17 protein-coding genes are annotated in these 17,647 nt (G+C 32.6%); 12 read left to right on the top strand and 5 right to left on the bottom strand.

Features of this window, described 5'->3' with window-relative positions; translation table 11 throughout:
• Nucleotides 1-120 precede the first annotated feature (120 nt).
• Together N4A45_08185 and N4A45_08180 are read right to left on the bottom strand one after the other, a co-directional pair.
• Nucleotides 121-3,417 (bottom strand): T9SS type A sorting domain-containing protein, encoded by a 3,297-nt coding sequence (locus tag N4A45_08185; GenBank protein MCT4665195.1) that lies wholly within the window; start codon nucleotides 3,415-3,417, stop codon nucleotides 121-123.
• 249 nt (nucleotides 3,418-3,666) lie between these two features.
• A complete protein-coding gene (locus N4A45_08180; protein MCT4665194.1) occupies nucleotides 3,667-4,449 on the bottom strand; it encodes a glycosyltransferase family 2 protein in 783 nt (260 codons plus the stop codon).
• A gap of 118 nt (nucleotides 4,450-4,567) precedes the next feature.
• Here N4A45_08180 and N4A45_08175 point away from each other — a divergent pair, with 118 nt between their 5' ends.
• The 6 genes from N4A45_08175 (at nucleotide 4,568) to coaD (ending at nucleotide 9,027) form a co-directional block, all read left to right on the top strand.
• Nucleotides 4,568-5,224, top strand: coding sequence for a Crp/Fnr family transcriptional regulator (locus N4A45_08175; GenBank protein MCT4665193.1), 657 nt, complete (start codon nucleotides 4,568-4,570; stop codon nucleotides 5,222-5,224).
• Entirely contained in the window at nucleotides 5,221-5,985 is a 765-nt protein-coding gene (locus tag N4A45_08170) for a TIGR02757 family protein (GenBank protein MCT4665192.1), read from the top strand. Before N4A45_08175 ends, N4A45_08170 begins: the two co-directional genes overlap by 4 nt.
• Before the next feature lie 175 nt (nucleotides 5,986-6,160).
• On the top strand, nucleotides 6,161-7,708 hold the full coding sequence (locus N4A45_08165) for a bifunctional response regulator/alkaline phosphatase family protein (GenBank protein MCT4665191.1): 1,548 nt from the start codon (nucleotides 6,161-6,163) through the stop codon (nucleotides 7,706-7,708).
• Nucleotides 7,701-8,126 (top strand): tRNA (adenosine(37)-N6)-threonylcarbamoyltransferase complex ATPase subunit type 1 TsaE, encoded by a 426-nt coding sequence (gene tsaE, locus N4A45_08160; protein MCT4665190.1) that lies wholly within the window; start codon nucleotides 7,701-7,703, stop codon nucleotides 8,124-8,126. Before N4A45_08165 ends, tsaE begins: the two co-directional genes overlap by 8 nt.
• A gap of 9 nt (nucleotides 8,127-8,135) precedes the next feature.
• Nucleotides 8,136-8,543 (top strand): OsmC family protein, encoded by a 408-nt coding sequence (locus tag N4A45_08155; protein MCT4665189.1) that lies wholly within the window; start codon nucleotides 8,136-8,138, stop codon nucleotides 8,541-8,543.
• A gap of 4 nt (nucleotides 8,544-8,547) precedes the next feature.
• Nucleotides 8,548-9,027, top strand: a complete 480-nt coding sequence (gene coaD, locus N4A45_08150; GenBank protein MCT4665188.1) for a pantetheine-phosphate adenylyltransferase — start codon at nucleotides 8,548-8,550, stop codon at nucleotides 9,025-9,027.
• Here coaD and N4A45_08145 read toward each other — a convergent pair.
• Entirely contained in the window at nucleotides 8,972-9,562 is a 591-nt protein-coding gene (locus N4A45_08145) for an NUDIX domain-containing protein (GenBank protein MCT4665187.1), read from the bottom strand. The two genes, coaD and N4A45_08145, sit on opposite strands and share 56 nt — an antisense overlap.
• A gap of 7 nt (nucleotides 9,563-9,569) precedes the next feature.
• On the opposite strand from N4A45_08145, the gene pyrE reads away from it, so the two are divergent.
• The 4 genes from pyrE (at nucleotide 9,570) to N4A45_08125 (ending at nucleotide 12,627) form a co-directional block, all read left to right on the top strand.
• Nucleotides 9,570-10,223 carry an orotate phosphoribosyltransferase gene (pyrE, locus tag N4A45_08140; protein MCT4665186.1) on the top strand — a complete coding sequence of 218 codons (654 nt, stop codon included), beginning with the start codon at nucleotides 9,570-9,572 and terminating at the stop codon, nucleotides 10,221-10,223.
• A gap of 12 nt (nucleotides 10,224-10,235) precedes the next feature.
• The gene (locus tag N4A45_08135) at nucleotides 10,236-10,631 is read left to right on the top strand and encodes a hypothetical protein (GenBank protein ID MCT4665185.1); all 396 of its coding nucleotides are present in this window, start codon (nucleotides 10,236-10,238) and stop codon (nucleotides 10,629-10,631) included.
• A gap of 218 nt (nucleotides 10,632-10,849) precedes the next feature.
• A complete protein-coding gene (gene fumC, locus N4A45_08130) occupies nucleotides 10,850-12,247 on the top strand; it encodes a class II fumarate hydratase (GenBank protein ID MCT4665184.1) in 1,398 nt (465 codons plus the stop codon).
• A gap of 164 nt (nucleotides 12,248-12,411) precedes the next feature.
• Nucleotides 12,412-12,627 carry a hypothetical protein gene (locus N4A45_08125; protein MCT4665183.1) on the top strand — a complete coding sequence of 72 codons (216 nt, stop codon included), beginning with the start codon at nucleotides 12,412-12,414 and terminating at the stop codon, nucleotides 12,625-12,627.
• Nucleotides 12,628-12,653: 26 nt separating this feature from the next.
• Here the strand turns inward: N4A45_08125 and N4A45_08120 are convergent, their stop codons facing one another.
• Together N4A45_08120 and N4A45_08115 are read right to left on the bottom strand one after the other, a co-directional pair.
• Nucleotides 12,654-14,720 (bottom strand): HDIG domain-containing protein, encoded by a 2,067-nt coding sequence (locus N4A45_08120; protein ID MCT4665182.1) that lies wholly within the window; start codon nucleotides 14,718-14,720, stop codon nucleotides 12,654-12,656.
• 135 nt (nucleotides 14,721-14,855) lie between these two features.
• The gene (locus tag N4A45_08115) at nucleotides 14,856-15,968 is read right to left on the bottom strand and encodes a hypothetical protein (protein ID MCT4665181.1); all 1,113 of its coding nucleotides are present in this window, start codon (nucleotides 15,966-15,968) and stop codon (nucleotides 14,856-14,858) included.
• 69 nt (nucleotides 15,969-16,037) lie between these two features.
• Here N4A45_08115 and panB point away from each other — a divergent pair, with 69 nt between their 5' ends.
• A complete protein-coding gene (gene panB / locus N4A45_08110) occupies nucleotides 16,038-16,856 on the top strand; it encodes a 3-methyl-2-oxobutanoate hydroxymethyltransferase (GenBank protein ID MCT4665180.1) in 819 nt (272 codons plus the stop codon).
• Between the two features lie 115 nt (nucleotides 16,857-16,971).
• The gene (locus tag N4A45_08105; GenBank protein ID MCT4665179.1) at nucleotides 16,972-17,559 is read left to right on the top strand and encodes a hypothetical protein; all 588 of its coding nucleotides are present in this window, start codon (nucleotides 16,972-16,974) and stop codon (nucleotides 17,557-17,559) included.
• Nucleotides 17,560-17,647 lie beyond the last annotated feature (88 nt).

Here is a 17,647-nt window from a genome sequence, read left to right as displayed (position 1 = left end):
CACCATAAATGGGATAAGGGGGATGTATAGATAAGAATCAAAAAAAAAGCAAACTATCAAAAAATGATAATTTGCTTTTAAGTTGTTTACAAATAACTTAGTCTATGATCAGCACTTGCCTTATTCCTTGATAACAATTTTCTCTGTAGAGGAATAACTGTTTGTCTTAATCTCAACAAAATAAGTCCCTATCTTTAAATCATCTAACTTTATATTCACTTCTTCGGTTTCAAATTGCTCTTGAATAATCAATCTTCCGAGGTTGTCTGTAATTCTCACTTGGTATGAAACCAAGTCGCTGTTCTCCTGAGAAATTATAATAGTTTCTTTGATGAAATCTATTTGTATCGGTTCCAAAACCTGCACAGAATTTGTCAACTTCGCCTTTTTTACAATCAAAATTTCGTTTTCTATAAAAGTACTTTTCTGTTGGAAATTATTAAATTCAAGGTTTAGATTTTGTTCTTTCCCACCTGAATTTATTTTGAAAGTTAGGTCTTTTCCGTCAATGCTTTTAGCTTCATCTCCAAATATTGTTATAGGTAAATGAGTGTTTTGATAAACTCCTGCTCCTACTAGTTTGTCTCCTACAAAAACACCTATTTCAGCGTGAAGCTCTGGTTTGTTTTGCCAAGTATTTTCAGGAATCATAATGTGCATATTTCTTTGACTTTTAGCTACACCATGATAGAAATTAGCTGTCTTAGGCTGCTGTTTTTTTGCTGACAGAATAGGAGTAGAATTTGCAGGAAATGTAAATGTAGTGTCTTCTAACATTCTTATTTGATAACCCGCACCTACGTTCATGTTTCCAATATTATTAATATTGAAACTTGGCCAATAAACTGCTCCTGCACCATTTTTCACAAGGAAAATATTATTAGAAATACCGCTAAGAACATTTGCTATATTTGCATTATTCTTTCTAGGATACCCAATATAAGACCATCCTTGATTGAGTGTAATTGTGTGTTGTTCTGGCAAAATACTTGTTCCTGTAATCAACAAACTTGTGTCAGCTGTCATATTTATTTTATAAGCTTCTGCAATATTCCACTTATTAATATTATTAACACCTGCACTTGGCCAATAAACTGATCCATTTTCGTCTTTCACAAGGAAAACTCTATTTTCTATTGATTGTAAAACTTGATGAATAGAATCATTGTCTGGAATAACATTGGTAGAAACAAAATTCCATCCTGTCACTAAATCTAAAGTATGAGTAGAACCATTTTCGAATTTAATCGCTTCACTGATTCCATCTGTTTCAAACACGCCTTGATTTGGCTGAGAAGCATTATAAACTGTATTCAAATCATAAGTTAGATTTGTACTTGCTTTCCATAGTTTCCAAACAAAGTTCTCATTTTCTTCAAATCCGTTATCTATGTTTGCCAGTTTTTTGAAAGCAGTAATTGCAGAATTTGATCCATTCCAAATGCTTTTTCCTCCACATTGTAATTGAGCTCCTTTTGTGTAAAAAACGCCAATATAATCTCCTGAATCTAATCCTACACTTAAATCAGAAACATCAACCATATTTTGAATAAGGATCGTGTGGTTATCAGGTGTATTGACTACACTCCAAATACTATCCGTAGGTTGAGTAAACACACATGAACCATCATCGGTATTCGCATTGTTCATATAATTTGATGCTAATGGATTGGTACATCCATTCACAATTGCTACACAACTACCATCATCTACATTGGCATTTGCATTATAATTAAATGCTGTTGAATCCATACATCCCAAAACTTTTGGAATACATGTTCCATTATCCGTATTTGCATTGGCATCAAAATTCAATGCACTTGTGTCAATACATCCATAGACTTTTTCAATACATGATCCATCATCTACATTGGCATTTGGATTATAGTTAAACATAGTGTCATTCATACATCCAAATACTTTAGGAATACATGTTCCATCATTGGTATTTGCATTTGCATTATAATTTAAGGCGGAAGTGTCTATACATCCAAGAACTATTGGTTGGCAACTTCCATCATCAATTGCTGCTTGTGGATGGTAATTAAAGGCTGTTTGATCTGTACATCCCCAGGCATTGATAGATATGGACACAAAAGGATTGTAAGTAGCAGCATTTGCAACGTTTGCAAAACCATTAACTAAATAATTCCCATTTGAAGTAAAGTTATGTGTGATTGGGTTTCCATACTGGATTGCACTTCCATCTCCAAAATTCCAATAAACATAAGAAAAGGCACCCACATTTCCAGTTGCCTGAAAAGTATAGGTAAAGGGTCCTACTTTTGTTGCAATTATCCCTACTCCATTATAAATACAAGAACCATCATCTGTGTTTGCATTGGCATTATAATTTAATGCACTAGCATCCAAACATCCATGATATGGGTAGGTACAAGAACCATCATTAAAAATAGCTGCAGGATTATAATTTAAAGCATTTGAGTCTTTACACCCCACTACTCCTGCTGTAGGTTGAGTTGTATATTTCCATGTATCAGACCATGTTCCGTTTCCACAAACATTTATGGCTCGTACTCTCCAATAATGCTCTTTGTTATAGGTTGCATTAAAAAATGCTTGATGTTCTGAGATCCCAGAAGTTCCAGTATAAACTGGATTTGCAAATGACGTATTTGTATCTATCTGGATTTCATAAGAAGAAGCAAAAAATGCATCATTCCAATCTAAAGAGATTATTTGCGGCTGTAAAACAGCATTATTTGCTGGGGAAGTTAAAAAAGTGATCGATGGTGAGTTTGTCGTAATTTCCAAATTAAACTGTTGAGAATCTACAGAATTTGAAAAATCATTTGTAGCAATTATCGAAAACAATGTATTAGATGCGGTATTATTCGCATTGGTTATTTGAATCTGAACATTTCCATCTGCATTAAGCGTACTGGGAGAAAAAGTGGCATTTGCTCCTACAGGAAGATTGTTCGCTACAAAAGTGATGTTTCCTTGGGCTGTTGCCTTTACATCTACTTCCATTTCAAACTGCGTAGAGTTCGTACCGCAAATTGCTCTTGCGGTATCTCCCACAGGTGAAAGTGTGAAAAAAGGTAATTGATTTAAAATCGTTACAATGCTGGATCCTTGATATGTTTCACCATTATGAGTTATTGTGGCTACAGCTGAAACTGTTCCGTTGAGAACTCCTGTAACTATTCCAGTCATAGGATCGATAACTGCTTGTCCCGTAATGGGCGTTATAGACCAACTTACCGTTTCTCCTGAAAAGGTATCTGGATCCATTGTGTATACCATTTGCAGCGTATCACCATCATTGAAAATTGTATCTATCCCAGACATTGCCGAAACAATCACTCCAGGGTCTGAAGGGGCTTGTGCTTGGGAGTTGTAAGAAAAACTAAATAAAATTGCAAAACAAAATGTGTAAATATACTTCAGCATATTTCGGTTCTTTTTTAATAAAAATAGGTATCCTCACAAATATAGTCAAAAGTATTGAGACAATTAGACTTGGTATTTATAGAATATCACTATAAAAAACGTGATCATTTATTAAATATTAATCGACTAATAAATCATAGACTCCCCGTATTGTGTTTGATGTTGATTTTCATTAATTTACAAATCTCATAACTACAGGTAAATGAACGTTAGAAATTGTTTCACAAGTCTCTTGAATACGTTTTGTCTCTAAAATAGTCTCCTTTTGAAATATTTTAAGAGAGAGAAACAACATAAAAATAGGTATTTAAATAAACCTATTTTTTTCAAAGAATATAAACTTTGATAATTTGATAACTCCCCTTTTTCCATTTCCCACATCTGCCCAGAAAGTCCTTCCTTGTTAATTTTTTCATTTTCCTCGGCATAAATAAATAAAGGTTTTTCTATAATTCCCTGGCTATCATCTTGGGCAATTTTTAGCCATAAATGATAATCCTCAGAATATTTTTGATTTTCAGGAAAACCTCCAGCATCAAGAACAGCTTGCTTTTTGACCATCACTGAGGAAGTAACAAAATAATTTTTCAATAAAAGTTGATTAAAATTTACCTTTCTAAAAGCTCCTGATCCTTTGTCTTGAGCTCTAAGACCTGCTAACATATTCAAATCGGGATTTTGATCAAAACAAACTAATTGCTCTTCAATTTTATTGGGTAGCCAAGCATCATCTGAGTCAAGAAAGGCTATGTATGCTGAAGTTGCCATAGAAACACCTTTATTTCTTGCTACCGAAGGACCTTGATTCTTCTGTAGAAAATAATGGATATTCATTTCAGGGTTTTCTTTATGATATTTGTCAATTACCATGGCAGAATCATCTGGAGAACCATCATTCACTAAGATAATCTCATCTACTTTTCTCGTTTGATTTTTGATAGAATCCAATGCTCTAATAATGCTCTTTTCTGCTTTATATACAGGGATAATTACCGAAACTGTAGCCATTTCTATTTTTGTCTTTTTTTTCAAAATTAATTTGTTCCTTATAATCATAATATTAGCTTCTAAATATCAAGAAACTAAAAGGACTTTTGTCACTTTAGCAAAAAACAAATTATATTTGTTCGTGCACAAAGTAATAACAAACATGGAAATTAACAGCGAAATAGTTGAAAAAAAAATAGCGAAATTCTTCCCAGATCTCGCTCAAGACCCCGAATTGGTTAAGCTAATCATTATGGATGGTCGTTTTTTTGAGTTAGAAAAAGGAGATTCCATTATGGAAACTGGGAAAAACATCAACTTTATACCACTTGTGGTACATGGTTCATTAAAGGTTTTTAAGGAAACTGATGAGGGAGATTTACTATACCTCTATCATATTCAAAAAGGAAACCTTTGTGTAGCTTCTATTCATTGTTTAGGTACACATATTCAATCAAAAATTAGGGCTCAAGCAGTTGAAACAACAGAGATATTTGCTATTCCAGCTACTTTAATGCCTAAATTGATGAGAGATCATCCTTATTGGTTTCAGTTTGTGATAAATTCTTGGCAATCAAAGTTTGAAGAATTACTAGAAACGATTGACAATATAGCTTTCAAACAATTAGATGAACGTTTAATAGACTATCTAAAAAAGCATCAAGCAGTTAGTAATACGTCAAAAATACATGTTACTCATGCGCAAATTGCTTCTGAGTTAGGGTCTAAGAGAGAAGTAATTTCGCGTTTATTGAAAAAACTTGAAAAAGATGGGTTGGTAGAACTTGGTAGAAACAAAATCAAAATCATCAATCTTTGAAAATAAGCCTTGAAGAATTAAATCTTTTGGTTGAAAAATATAATCAACCAAACTTTATTGAGCTTGACCCTATTTCTATCCCACATAGTTTTAAACGAAAAGAAGATATAGAAATGAGTGGTTTTCTTACTTCTGTAATTGCTTGGGGAAGAAGAGATCAAATTCTAAAAAAATCAAATGAACTCATGAGGCGAATGGATTATTCGCCTTTTGAATTTATCAAAAACTTTGAATCTTCGGATATTCAATCACTTGAAGGGTGGTTATACAGAACTTTTCAAACAGAAGATTTGATTTTTTTCCTAACAAGATTTCAAGAAATTTTTTCTAAACAACAAAATCTTGAAGAATATTTTAAAACCTTTATAGCTCCTGAAGAATGTCATTATTCTGGTGCAATTTCTCGTTTTAAAGAAGATTTTTTCTTGCCACAACCCACTCATAGAGCTTCAAAGCATTTGCCAAATCCTTTAAAAGGTTCAGCAGCAAAAAGATTTCACATGTTTTTAAGATGGATGGGAAGGAAAGATGAAAATGGAGTAGATTTTGGTCTTTGGAAATCATTGGATCCACAATTTTTATCCTGCCCTTTAGATACCCATTCTGGTAGAGTTGCAAGAGCCTTCGGTTTATTGAAAAGAAAACAAAATGACTTTAAAGCACTCCAAGAGTTAGATCAAACATTGAGAAAACTCAAGCCCAAAGATCCTGCAGTATTTGATTTTGCACTTTTTGGAGCAGGAGTTGATGGTATTTTATAACACCAAAACACAATAAAAACAAAGACTTTTCGTATTTTTAAAGTTCGGAAAGATGGGTTTTAGTAATATATCGAAATGATACCTACCAGAAAAACTACAATAAGAATGGTATGAATGAAATCGATTCATAAATTCCAATTAAAAAGAACTAAGAATTAAAAAATATTTGAAAGATATGAGCTATAACGCCAAAATACTTTGGGTAGATGATGAAATAGAATTCTTGAAACCCCATATCATGTTTCTTGAAAACAAAGGTTACCAAGTAAAAACTGCAAATAATGGAGAAGATGCATTATCGCTTATTGATCAAGAAAATTTTGACATCATTTTCCTAGATGAAAATATGCCTGGAATGTCGGGAATAGATACTTTGGAAAAAATTCATGATGGTGTTATTACGCCCATTGTAATGGTTACTAAAAGTGAGGAAGAAAGTATCATGGATATGGCAATTGGGTCAAAAATTTCTGATTATTTGATCAAACCCGTGAATCCTATGCAAATTCTTTTGACCATAAAAAAACAACTGGATAGCAATCGATTAATTAAGGAAAAAAGCAACTCAGATTACCAAAAAGAATTTCGATCTTTGAGTATGGATATTTCTATGGCACAATCTTTTGAAGACTGGCTTCAGATTTATCAAAAACTTACCAACTGGGAAATAAAATTACACGAAGCAGAAACTTCAATGTCTGAAATTCTTGAAACGCAAAAAAGAGAAGCCAATCAAGAGTTTTTTAAATTCATTAAAAATCAATACCCAGAGTGGTATGCTTTTCCAGAAGAAGCTCCTACCCTTTCCCATACTGCTTTTAAGAAAATGGTATTTCCAAAACTGAAAGCAGGCAAAAAAACCTGTTTAATTGTTGTAGATAATCTACGGTATGATCAGTATGTAATCATCCGCCCATTATTATCTGAGCTGTTTAATCGCCAAAAAGAAAGATTTTACTACTCCAACTTACCTACAACTACTCAGTACACAAGAAATAGTTTCTTTAGCGGACTGACTCCTTTACAAATACAGAAAAGATATCCTGATAAATGGATGTATGATCATGAGGAAGGAAGCAAAAATGATTTTGAAGAATATTTTTTAGAATTACAATTAGCAAGACTAGGGTTTGATCATGAATTTATGTTTGAAAAAATCTTCAAAAAAGATTATGGAGATATGATTTCAAACGAATTCTCAGACTGGAGTCAAAATCAATTTAACTGTTTGATTTTTAACTTTGTTGATATGCTTTCTCATGCTAAAACGAGTTTAGATATGATCAAGGAATTATCGAGCTCAGAAAAAGCATATAGAGATCTAACACTTACTTGGTTTAAGAATTCTAATTTATATGAAATTCTAAAAAAATTGGCTGCAGCCAAAATTGATGTACTCATTACTACAGATCATGGAATGATTTCTATAGAAGAGCCCATAAAAATTATTGGAGACAAAGAAACCAGTACCAATTTGAGATATAAAACGGGTAAACAGCTCTCATTATCAGAAAAAGAAGTAATGATTGTAACAAATCCAGAGGAACTTCATCTTCCAAAATCTAACTTATCGAGTACTTTTGTATTTGCCAAACCTTATAAATATTTGGCTTATCCAAATAATTATAAGAAATATGTAAACTATTACAAAGACACCTATCAACATGGTGGAATTTCTATGGAAGAAATGCTTTGTCCGTTTATAGAACTATCCAATGAGTAAAAATACAATCTACCCCTGTAATGAACTAAAAGATTTGCAGTCCATTACTCAGCAAATTATTCATTCTCATCCTAAAAATATCATTCTATTAAAAGGAGATTTAGGTGCTGGAAAAACCACATTTATAAAAGAATTTTGTGAGTGTAAAAAAGTGATCGACAAGGTAACAAGTCCCAGTTTTTCTATTGTAAATGAATATTTGACTGAAACAAACACAAAAATTTATCACTTTGATTTTTATAGACTAGAAGATGAAAATGAGGCTTGGGATATAGGAATTGAAGAATATTTTGAAAGTGGAAACATTTGTTTAATAGAATGGCCAGAAAAAATTCCTTCTCTCCTACCAAAAGATCATTCTATTATCGAAATAAAAAAAACAGGAGAAAACAGGAGAGCATATTGTGTAACAATCTAATGATAAAAAATGACGAGTAAAATACTTTATAAATCAAACCTAAGAACAGAAGCAAAGCATCTAAAGTCTGGAAACACCATTATAACAGATGCACCAATAGATAATCATGGAAAAGGAGAAGCATTTTCTCCAACAGATTTATTGGCCACTTCTCTTGCTCAATGTGTATTGACAATTATGGGAATTAAGGCAGCAGATATGCAATTATCTATTGATGATTCCACAGCAGAAGTTACAAAATTCATGGGATCTAATCCTAGAAGAGTTTCCGAAATTTTGATCGATTTTTATATCAAAGGGGACTTTTCTGAAAAAGAAAGAAAAATTCTTGAAGCAGCAGGAAGAGCCTGCCCTGTAAGCAAAAGTTTGCATATAGAAGTAAAACAGAACTTAACGTTCCATTGGGAACAAAAATAATACGATGAAAAAAATTGCCATTTTCCCAGGATCTTTTGATCCCATCACCAAAGGTCATGAAGATATCTTGCTAAGAATGCGTCCTTTGTTTGATAAAATTATTGTAGCCATAGGAAACAATAGTACAAAGAAATATATGTTTGGACTAGAGCAAAGAATGAGATGGATAGAGCAAACTTTTGCTGAATTTGATAATATAGAAACGGACTCTTTTCAAGGGCTAACCGTAAATTACTGTAAAGAAAAAGATGCTAATTTTATTCTCAGAGGTCTTAGGAATTCAAATGATTTTGAATACGAAAAAAGTATCGCTCAAATGAACAATACTTTAGTTCCCAACATTGAAACCATTCTTGTATATACAAAACCTGAATATGCCTCAATTTCTTCTACAATCATAAGAGATATTATCAAAAATGGATCTGACGCTAGTCGTTTTCTTCCCGAAGAAGTGAAGATAACGTCGGATAAGTCTTCTCAATAAATTCTGTTTTTTCTTCCCAAGGAAGCCAGAAAACATTTGTTATATCTTCCTCTTCTTGTGGAACAAGCGCTTGTTTTGAATCGGCAAACATTTGAAACCAAAATGTACGTTTCAAGACAAGTTTTTTGTTATATGGACAATGATAAATATGATAGGTAGAAGGATACTCCTTACCCAAGGAATCTATGATCACTCCTGTCTCCTCCTCTACTTCTCTTAAAGCTGCTTTTTTCTTTTTTTCTCCAGGATCTATTTTGCCTTTAGGCAAATCCCAAAAACCCTTTCTTTTTATTACTAAAAACTCCTCTTTTTCATTGAATATCAACCCTCCAGAGGCTTTTATATACAAAAATATTTTTTTAAATTTTCGCCAAGCTTCTTTTAAATCAACACATTCTAAATCAAGAACTTCAGCCTTGTTTTCTATAAAATTTAGTACCGTTTTATTTAGTTCCAAGGGGTTAGAAAAATTAACATTATTTTGTTTACTTTCCTTTAACAAAATTCTTTTACTCTTTATAAAAACTTCATACATTTGTGGCATGACAAATAGTTTAGATTCAAAAACTCAAACTGCACTTAAAACGGCAGAATTTCTATTGCAAATTAAGGCAATAAAATTACAACCAGCAAACCCTTTTACATGGGCGAGTGGATGGAAATCTCCAATCTATTGTGATAATAGAATCATCCTTTCGCATCCTTCTACAAGAAACTATGTGAGAGAAGAACTCAAAAATCTTATTCTAGACAATTTTAGCAAGCCAGATGTTATCGCTGGTGTTGCCACTGGAGCCATTGCTCATGGAGTACTTATTGCGGAAGCATTGGGTGTTCCTTTTGTATATGTAAGACCAGAACCTAAAAAGCATGGTAGAAAAAACCAAATTGAAGGTTATATTGAAAAAGGACAAAGCGTTGTAGTTGTTGAAGATTTGATTAGCACAGGAATGAGCAGCTTAAATGCATACAAGGCACTCGTAGAGTTTGGATGCGTTGTAAAAGGAATGGCAGCCATTTTTTCTTATGATTTTGATATTGCGAAGAAAAATTTTGAAGATGCAGGTTGTGAACTTCATACGCTTTCAAGCTACCCTTCTTTACTCAAAAAAGCATTAGAAACTGGTTATATTTCAGAAGAAGAACACGAAACACTTGGTGCTTGGAGAGAAAACCCTTCAGAGTGGAATAACTAATCATTTGTTACTATGTTAAATCTACAATCTGATTCCAAACACATTTCTGCGAGTAAGACCGAAATACTAAAAAAATTTGAGAATCTAGAGTTCTTAAAAAATAGTATCCCTGACGAGGTTACAAATCTCAAACTAGATCAAGATACGGTATCGTTTGATATCATGGGAGGAACAACCATTTCCTTAAAAAGGAATAAAGAAAAAAACGATTCTCTTTCTTTTGTTTCTATTGGAAAATTGAATTTTGATTTAGTAATTAATTTAGAAGAAAAAGGTGCACAAACCGAATCTATTGTAGGCTTTGAAGGAAGTTTTAATCCTATGGTAGAAATGATGGCTAAAAAGCCCTTACAAAACTTTATTAATAAACTCAATCAGAAATTAGGAACACTGGATTTCAAAGAATAACAAAGACCACATTAAGAATCATATAACCCTCGAAGAATTTATTTTTCGAGGGTTTTCTTTTTTCAAGAACAATGTATTCTTATAAGTAAACATGAATACTGGAAGCAAGAAAGTACTTGAACAATGACCAACTTAAAATATCTAAAAAAATGTGTGGAATATCATTGTAACTTGACAGCGATTTAATTACATTTGATACAGAAAAAAATTGAACGATTATGGAATTTCGTATAGAAAAAGACACTATTGGTGAAGTAAAAGTACCTGCCGATAAATATTGGGGTGCTCAAACAGAAAGATCAAGAAATAACTTTAAAATAGGACCTTCAGCTTCGATGCCTATTGAAATAGTACATGCCTTTGCTTACCTAAAAAAGTCTGCAGCATACACCAACTGTGAATTGGGAGTATTGTCTGAAGAAAAAAGAGATTTGATAGGAAAAGTATGCGATGAAATTATTGAAGGAAAACTCAATGAGCAATTTCCATTAGTAATTTGGCAAACAGGATCTGGGACTCAATCCAATATGAATGTAAATGAAGTAATTGCCCACAGAGCGCAAGAACTTGCAGGACGAACTATTGGAGAAGGAGAAAAAGTTCTTTTACCAAATGATGACGTAAATAAATCACAATCTTCAAATGATACATTCCCAACGGGAATGCATATTGCCTGTTACAAAAAAATTGTTGAAAACACCATTCCTGGTGTAGAAAAACTTCGTGATACACTTCAAGCAAAAGCTATTGAATTTAAAGATGTTGTAAAAATAGGTAGAACACACCTAATGGATGCAACACCATTGACTATCGGACAAGAATTTTCGGGATATGTTTCTCAACTAAATCACGGTCTAAAAGCATTAAAAAACACCTTACCTCATTTGGCAGAATTAGCTTTAGGAGGAACCGCTGTAGGAACAGGTCTCAACACTCCAGCAGGGTACGATGTAAAAGTTGCCGAGTATATTGCCAAGTTCACAGGATTGCCATTTATCACCGCTGAAAATAAATTTGAAGCTCTTGCAGCACATGATGCAATTGTGGAATCTCATGGTGCAGTAAAACAACTTGCTGTTTCACTAAACAAAATCGCAAACGATATCCGTATGATGGCTTCAGGACCAAGAAGTGGTATTGGAGAATTGATTATCCCTGCAAATGAACCAGGTTCATCAATAATGCCAGGAAAAGTAAACCCTACACAAGCAGAAGCTATGACTATGGTTTGTGCACAAGTAATGGGTAATGACGTAGCTGTTACGATAGGTGGAACTCAAGGACATTATGAATTAAATGTCTTCAAACCTATGATGGCTTATAACCTTCTTCAAAGTGCAGAACTTATTGGTGATGCATCTGTTTCTTTTAATGACAACTGTGCAGCAGGAATTGAACCAAATCACAAAAGAATTGAAGAACTTCTTAATAATTCTTTGATGCTTGTAACGGCTTTAAATACTAAAATAGGGTATTACAAAGCAGCAGAAATTGCCAATACAGCTCATGAAAACGGAACAACTTTAAAAGAAGAAGCAATTAACCTAGGATACGTAACTGCAGAACAATATGACGAATGGGTAAAACCAGAAAACATGACTGGTTCTATGAAGTAATAGCATTTTTGGTGTTACTAAATAAGCCCCAGAAATGTGTTACTTAAAATGAGACATTCAAACACAAAAAGCACAAGTTCTTATAAAACTTGTGCTTTTTTTTATTATTGCTCCTTTTGTTCAAAAAATAAATATTAGCTTAGTGACATTCAATTAATATATCTATGAAAAAAAACATTATCATCAGTCTATCAGCTTGTTTTTTGATACTCCTAGCCTTTTCTTGTAATAAAACAAAGTGTGTGGAGTGTTCTGCAGACAATGTTACAATAGAATATTGTGAAGACAATTATGATACCTCTGGAAAAGCAGGAGATTTAAGCTTTGATCAATTTATACAGAAACTAAAAGACGTAGGTGCGGTTTGTAAAGATCAATAAAAATAAACGCAATTTATCAATAGAAATTAGTCTGGGTATTCTATTCTTAAATGATAAATATTCCTCAGTTTATTTTTGAATACTTTTTTAATCTGTTCAATCTCTCTTAAATTAATATCAGAGTTATTGAATTGACCTTCTAGCATTTGATTATCTAAAATCTTATCAACCAAAGCATTTATTTTTTGCACATCAGGTGATTGAATACTTTTGGAAGCTGCTTCTACAGAATCTGCCATCATAAGTACCGCTGTTTCTTTTGAAAATGGTTTTGGTCCTGGATATCTAAATGCTTCTTCTGTTAATTCCCCTTCAGGAAAATTTTTCAAATACATTCTATAGAAATACTGCACAGTACTATCTCCATGGTGGGTTCTAATAAAATCGATAATCCTTTCTGGAAGTTTGTACTTTTTTGCCAGCTCTATTCCATCTATTACGTGATCGATAATAATTTTAGCACTTTGATTAAAATCCATCTCATCATGAGGATTCACACTGGTATTTTGGTTTTCGATAAAAAATCTCGGATTTTTCATTTTCCCAATATCGTGATATAAAGCTCCTGCACGTACCAATAATGAGTTTCCTCCAATATCAGAAATGGCCGACTCTGCTAGATTTGCCACTTGCAAAGAATGTTGAAATGTTCCTGGTGCTTTCTCTTGTAATTCCTTTAACAGGGGGTTATTTGTATCAGTAAGCTCTAATAAGGAAATATCAGAAACAAGCCCAAATACCTTTTCAATACCATATACTAAAGGATAGGCAATAATAGTAAGCATTCCACTTATCGCAAGTAAAACCAATGGAAAAAGCTCCAAACTTGACCAAGAAGTACTCTGTAATAACTCAATTGAAATATAAGAAACAAGATATACTACAATAATTTTTACAGCAGAAAGGAATAAATCAGAACGTCTATAAAGACTTTGTACTGTTAGAATTGAGGTAATTCCTCCTATCAATTGAAGAAAAACAAATTGAAAACTGTTAGCCACCACAAAACCAATAATCAGAGTAGCAATAATGTGTACAAAAAGCGCTAAACGGGTTTCATAAAATGATTTAAGAATCAAAGGTAAAAGACAAAAAGGAATAGCAAATACCCATTCTGGAGCAAAATCCATTACCATTTTTGTAGAAATTGTCATCACAATGATTGATAGATAGATAAACAACAAATTATTGTTTTGAATCAAAATTTCCTTATAAAACTGTCCAATAAATATAAATAACAATATTAAACTCAAAGAAATCACTAATAACTGCCCTAAAAATAATAAAGCAATATTAACATTATTCGTATTTTTCTTCTCAAATTCCTTTTGATACGATTCCAATTTCTGGAGGAGATTAGCATCAACCACTTGTCCTTTTGAAACGATCAAAGACCCTGGCTCTGTATAATCTTTAAATTGTGGTATTTTTATTAAAATCTGATTTAAGTGCTTATTTGTTAAAGCCTCATCAAACACAATATTTGGAAGGATATACGGCACTAAAATCTCCGGTAATTCACTATTTTCAAAATGAACAGTTTGAACTGTTTTTAATTCGGCAAGAGCCGAAGATAAACTATAATACTTTTTAGGATCAAATCTCTTTACTTTATGGTCATCATTTACCCAAACTGTTCCAGTTGTAGAGGCCTTATTGCTAATAACCCCTTTAGAATATACTTTTTCAAAATATTTAACACCCACCTCTTTGAGCTCTTTAAATGCTAATATTTGTGGTGCATTTTCTGGAATAGAATCTAGGCTTGTGATTTGCTCATAATTCGTTTGCCACCACAATAAAAAAGCATCGATTTTCTCTTTTTTAACTTGATCGTTCTTAGAAAAATACTGCTTAGCTTCTTTCTTAATACTTGTTCTTTCTGCTTCTAATTCCTTACTATTTCTTTCAACAGAAAATGCAAAATCGGCATAGAGGTTTTCGTGTTGCCAAGGTTTGTTTTCCTGAAATTCATACTTAAACCTTATTTCTCGAGGAAGTAGAAAAGTAAGAATGAGGATAGAGAAACCCAAAATGAAAATCTTAGTAACCAGATTTTGTTTAGTAGCTAAAAATGTAAGTATTTTTTTCATACCCTACGAAGATAATAATTTTGTTTCTATGGGATGATTAATCATACTAAAAGAGTATTAAAAAATCATTAGCATAAAAAAAGAGGCTACCTAACTGTATTAGGATAGCCTCTTGAAGTTCTGCTCAAAAAAGATCTATTGATTACATCTATCTGCTGAAAAATCTATTTCAAACTGATTCGTTCCTAATTTTTTCTTAGGGATTCCAAAGTTGTATTTCTTATACTGCTCATTACAAAGTATTTTTTTTACGGTATATTCATTCAGTCCAATTCTTTCCGCTCTTACGTCATAAGAAAAATTCTGACGAAAACTAAACACACCTACCCCATTTTCAAGATTTGTAAAATCAGGATTATCTTGATTTAAAGCATTTTCATTAAACACAATATCTTGATAAGAAGACAAAACAGGAGAATAAGCCCAAAAATCGAAACCTAAACAATAAGTCATCACCTTTGATTGCTGATTCAGCTTCACGCCTAGTAATTCTCTCTCTACATTAGGTTTTTCTGTAAGATCTTTTTCTAAAGCTCTTTGTACATCAATCAATTGCAATTTAGCTACTTTTTCTTCAGAAAACACTACTTTATTGTACAATGGAACTTGAGAAATAATAGTATCTACCTCGTTTGTAAGAGTATTTCTTTCTACATATCCAAGATTGATATACAGAAAACTTCTACCTACTCCACTTTGTTTCCAAGTGATGTTTAAAGGAGTTTCTAATTGTGGTGTTATTAATCCAAAATCCAATACTCCAAATTTTAGATTGCTAGGTTCATCAATTGTGGCTCTTTTTACAAACTTAAAAGGAATTTTATTAAAGATTTTTTCTTTATTTGGATCACTAAATGTAACCTCCAATTGATAAGAATCACCATTGGTAAACGACTGTACTACATAATCCCATTTGTAGACTTTCTTCTTAGTCAATTTTGGATAATCAGGATTAGAACTATCTAAAATAATAGGATCTAATTCATGAACTGTTTTTTGACCATCAGCATTCGTTACAATAACGTTTACAGATGCCTCGTCATCTCCATAATAAAGTTCATCAAAAGTAATATCCTTTAACGCATTCTTTTTCAATGTTTTTTGAACCACCACAAAATGTTCTTTTTCCAAAGGGTTTAAAATCCCATAAACATAGGTGGGTGTATCTTTCTCAGAAAAAATTTCTAGATCATTTTCACAAGAGACAAAAAGCAAGGCGGTTAAAAAACCGAAAAGAATATTTTTCATAAATCGATAAAGTTTGTAATTAGCAAATATATATTTTTTATAGTTTTGTTGTTTACAAAAAAAGAATATATGTCAGTAGCCAAAGGTGAATACAAAAAGGTAACGACCAATGTCGTGCAACTCATGAAGCAAGAAGGAGAAAAGATTTCTATGCTCACTGCCTATGATTTTACAATGGCAGGAATCATTGATACAGCCGGAATAGATATTATTTTGGTAGGAGATTCTGCTTCTAATGTTATGGCAGGACACGAAACAACGCTCCCAATAACGCTAGATCAAATGATTTACCATGCATCAAGTGTCGTTAGAGCGGTAAAACGTGCTTTAGTAGTCGTTGATCTACCTTTTGGATCATACCAAGGAAATTCTAAAGAAGCATTGCATTCTGCAGTAAGGATCATGAAAGAATCGGGTGCTCATGCTGTAAAACTAGAAGGTGGTGCAGAAATTCAAGAATCAATAAAAAGAATCATTTCGGCAGGAATTCCAGTAATGGGACATCTTGGACTCACACCACAATCGATCTATAAATTCGGAACTTATACAGTGAGAGCAAAAGAGGAAGCCGAGGCACAAAAACTAAGAGCGGACGCTAAACTCCTTGAAGAACTTGGATGTTTTTCTGTAGTTTTTGAAAAAATACCCGCAACACTTGCTGCCGATGTTACCAAAACATTGCATATTCCATCAATAGGAATTGGAGCAGGAAACAAAACAGATGGTCAGGTACTCGTATCTCATGATTTACTTGGGATGACTCATGAATTTAACCCAAGATTTTTGAGAAGATACGCAAACCTTTATGAAGATATAGCAACGGCAGTATCAGAATATGTTGGAGATGTAAAAAGTAGTGATTTTCCTAACGAAAAAGAACAATATTAAAGTTGAATTATATTCATTTTTCTTCTTTTTATACCTTTTTCTTAGGATTTCAGCGTAATATTTTGGGAGGAGTCCCATCAAATTTTTAGATTTGTTGAAGCCTAAAAAAAAACTTATGAATAAAACAGTTTCTTTTGTATTTGCTCTACTCATGAGCTTACAGTTTTCTTTTGCACAAGACTCGGGTAATTTTGATAATCTACCTGTATCTGATAAAATAGACTGGATCTATAATAAATCTGGTAGATACAAGAACTATAAAGTAGTTCCTCAGCAAGATTTGAAGAAACTACATCTTCAAGTGATAGACAGTATTAAGCAGTATCATAATAAAATTGATGAGCAAGCTGGGGTGATCGAAAAGCAACTAAAAACCATAGATGACAAACATAATAAAATAGAGGAACTCAAAGTAGAACTTTCTGATTCTCAATCTAAGATTGATAAGATGGATTTCTTAGGGATGCAACTGAGTAAAAGCAACTATAGCTTAATTCTTTGGGTTATTATCGGATCACTTTTGGTTATTCTTATTTATTTCTTTATCCGTTTTAAAGATTCTATCAAAAAAACAAGAGAAGCACGAAATTCTTTAGAGAGTTTAGAAATAGAATTTGAAAACTATCGTAAAAATGCTTTGGATAGAGAGCAGAAAATAAAAAGACAGCTTCAAGACGAAATCAACAAAAATAATAGAGGATAAATTTTACCTTTAATACCCTTTCTGGTATTAAATTATCCTAAAGAATAATAGACTTTCTAATTCATTTTGGGAAGTCTTTTTTTTGATT

The sequence above is a fragment of the Flavobacteriales bacterium genome (assembly GCA_025210805.1).
Lineage (GTDB): Bacteria > Bacteroidota > Bacteroidia > Flavobacteriales > CAJXXR01 > JAOAQX01.
This window is presented reverse-complemented; position numbering and strand designations above follow the sequence as displayed.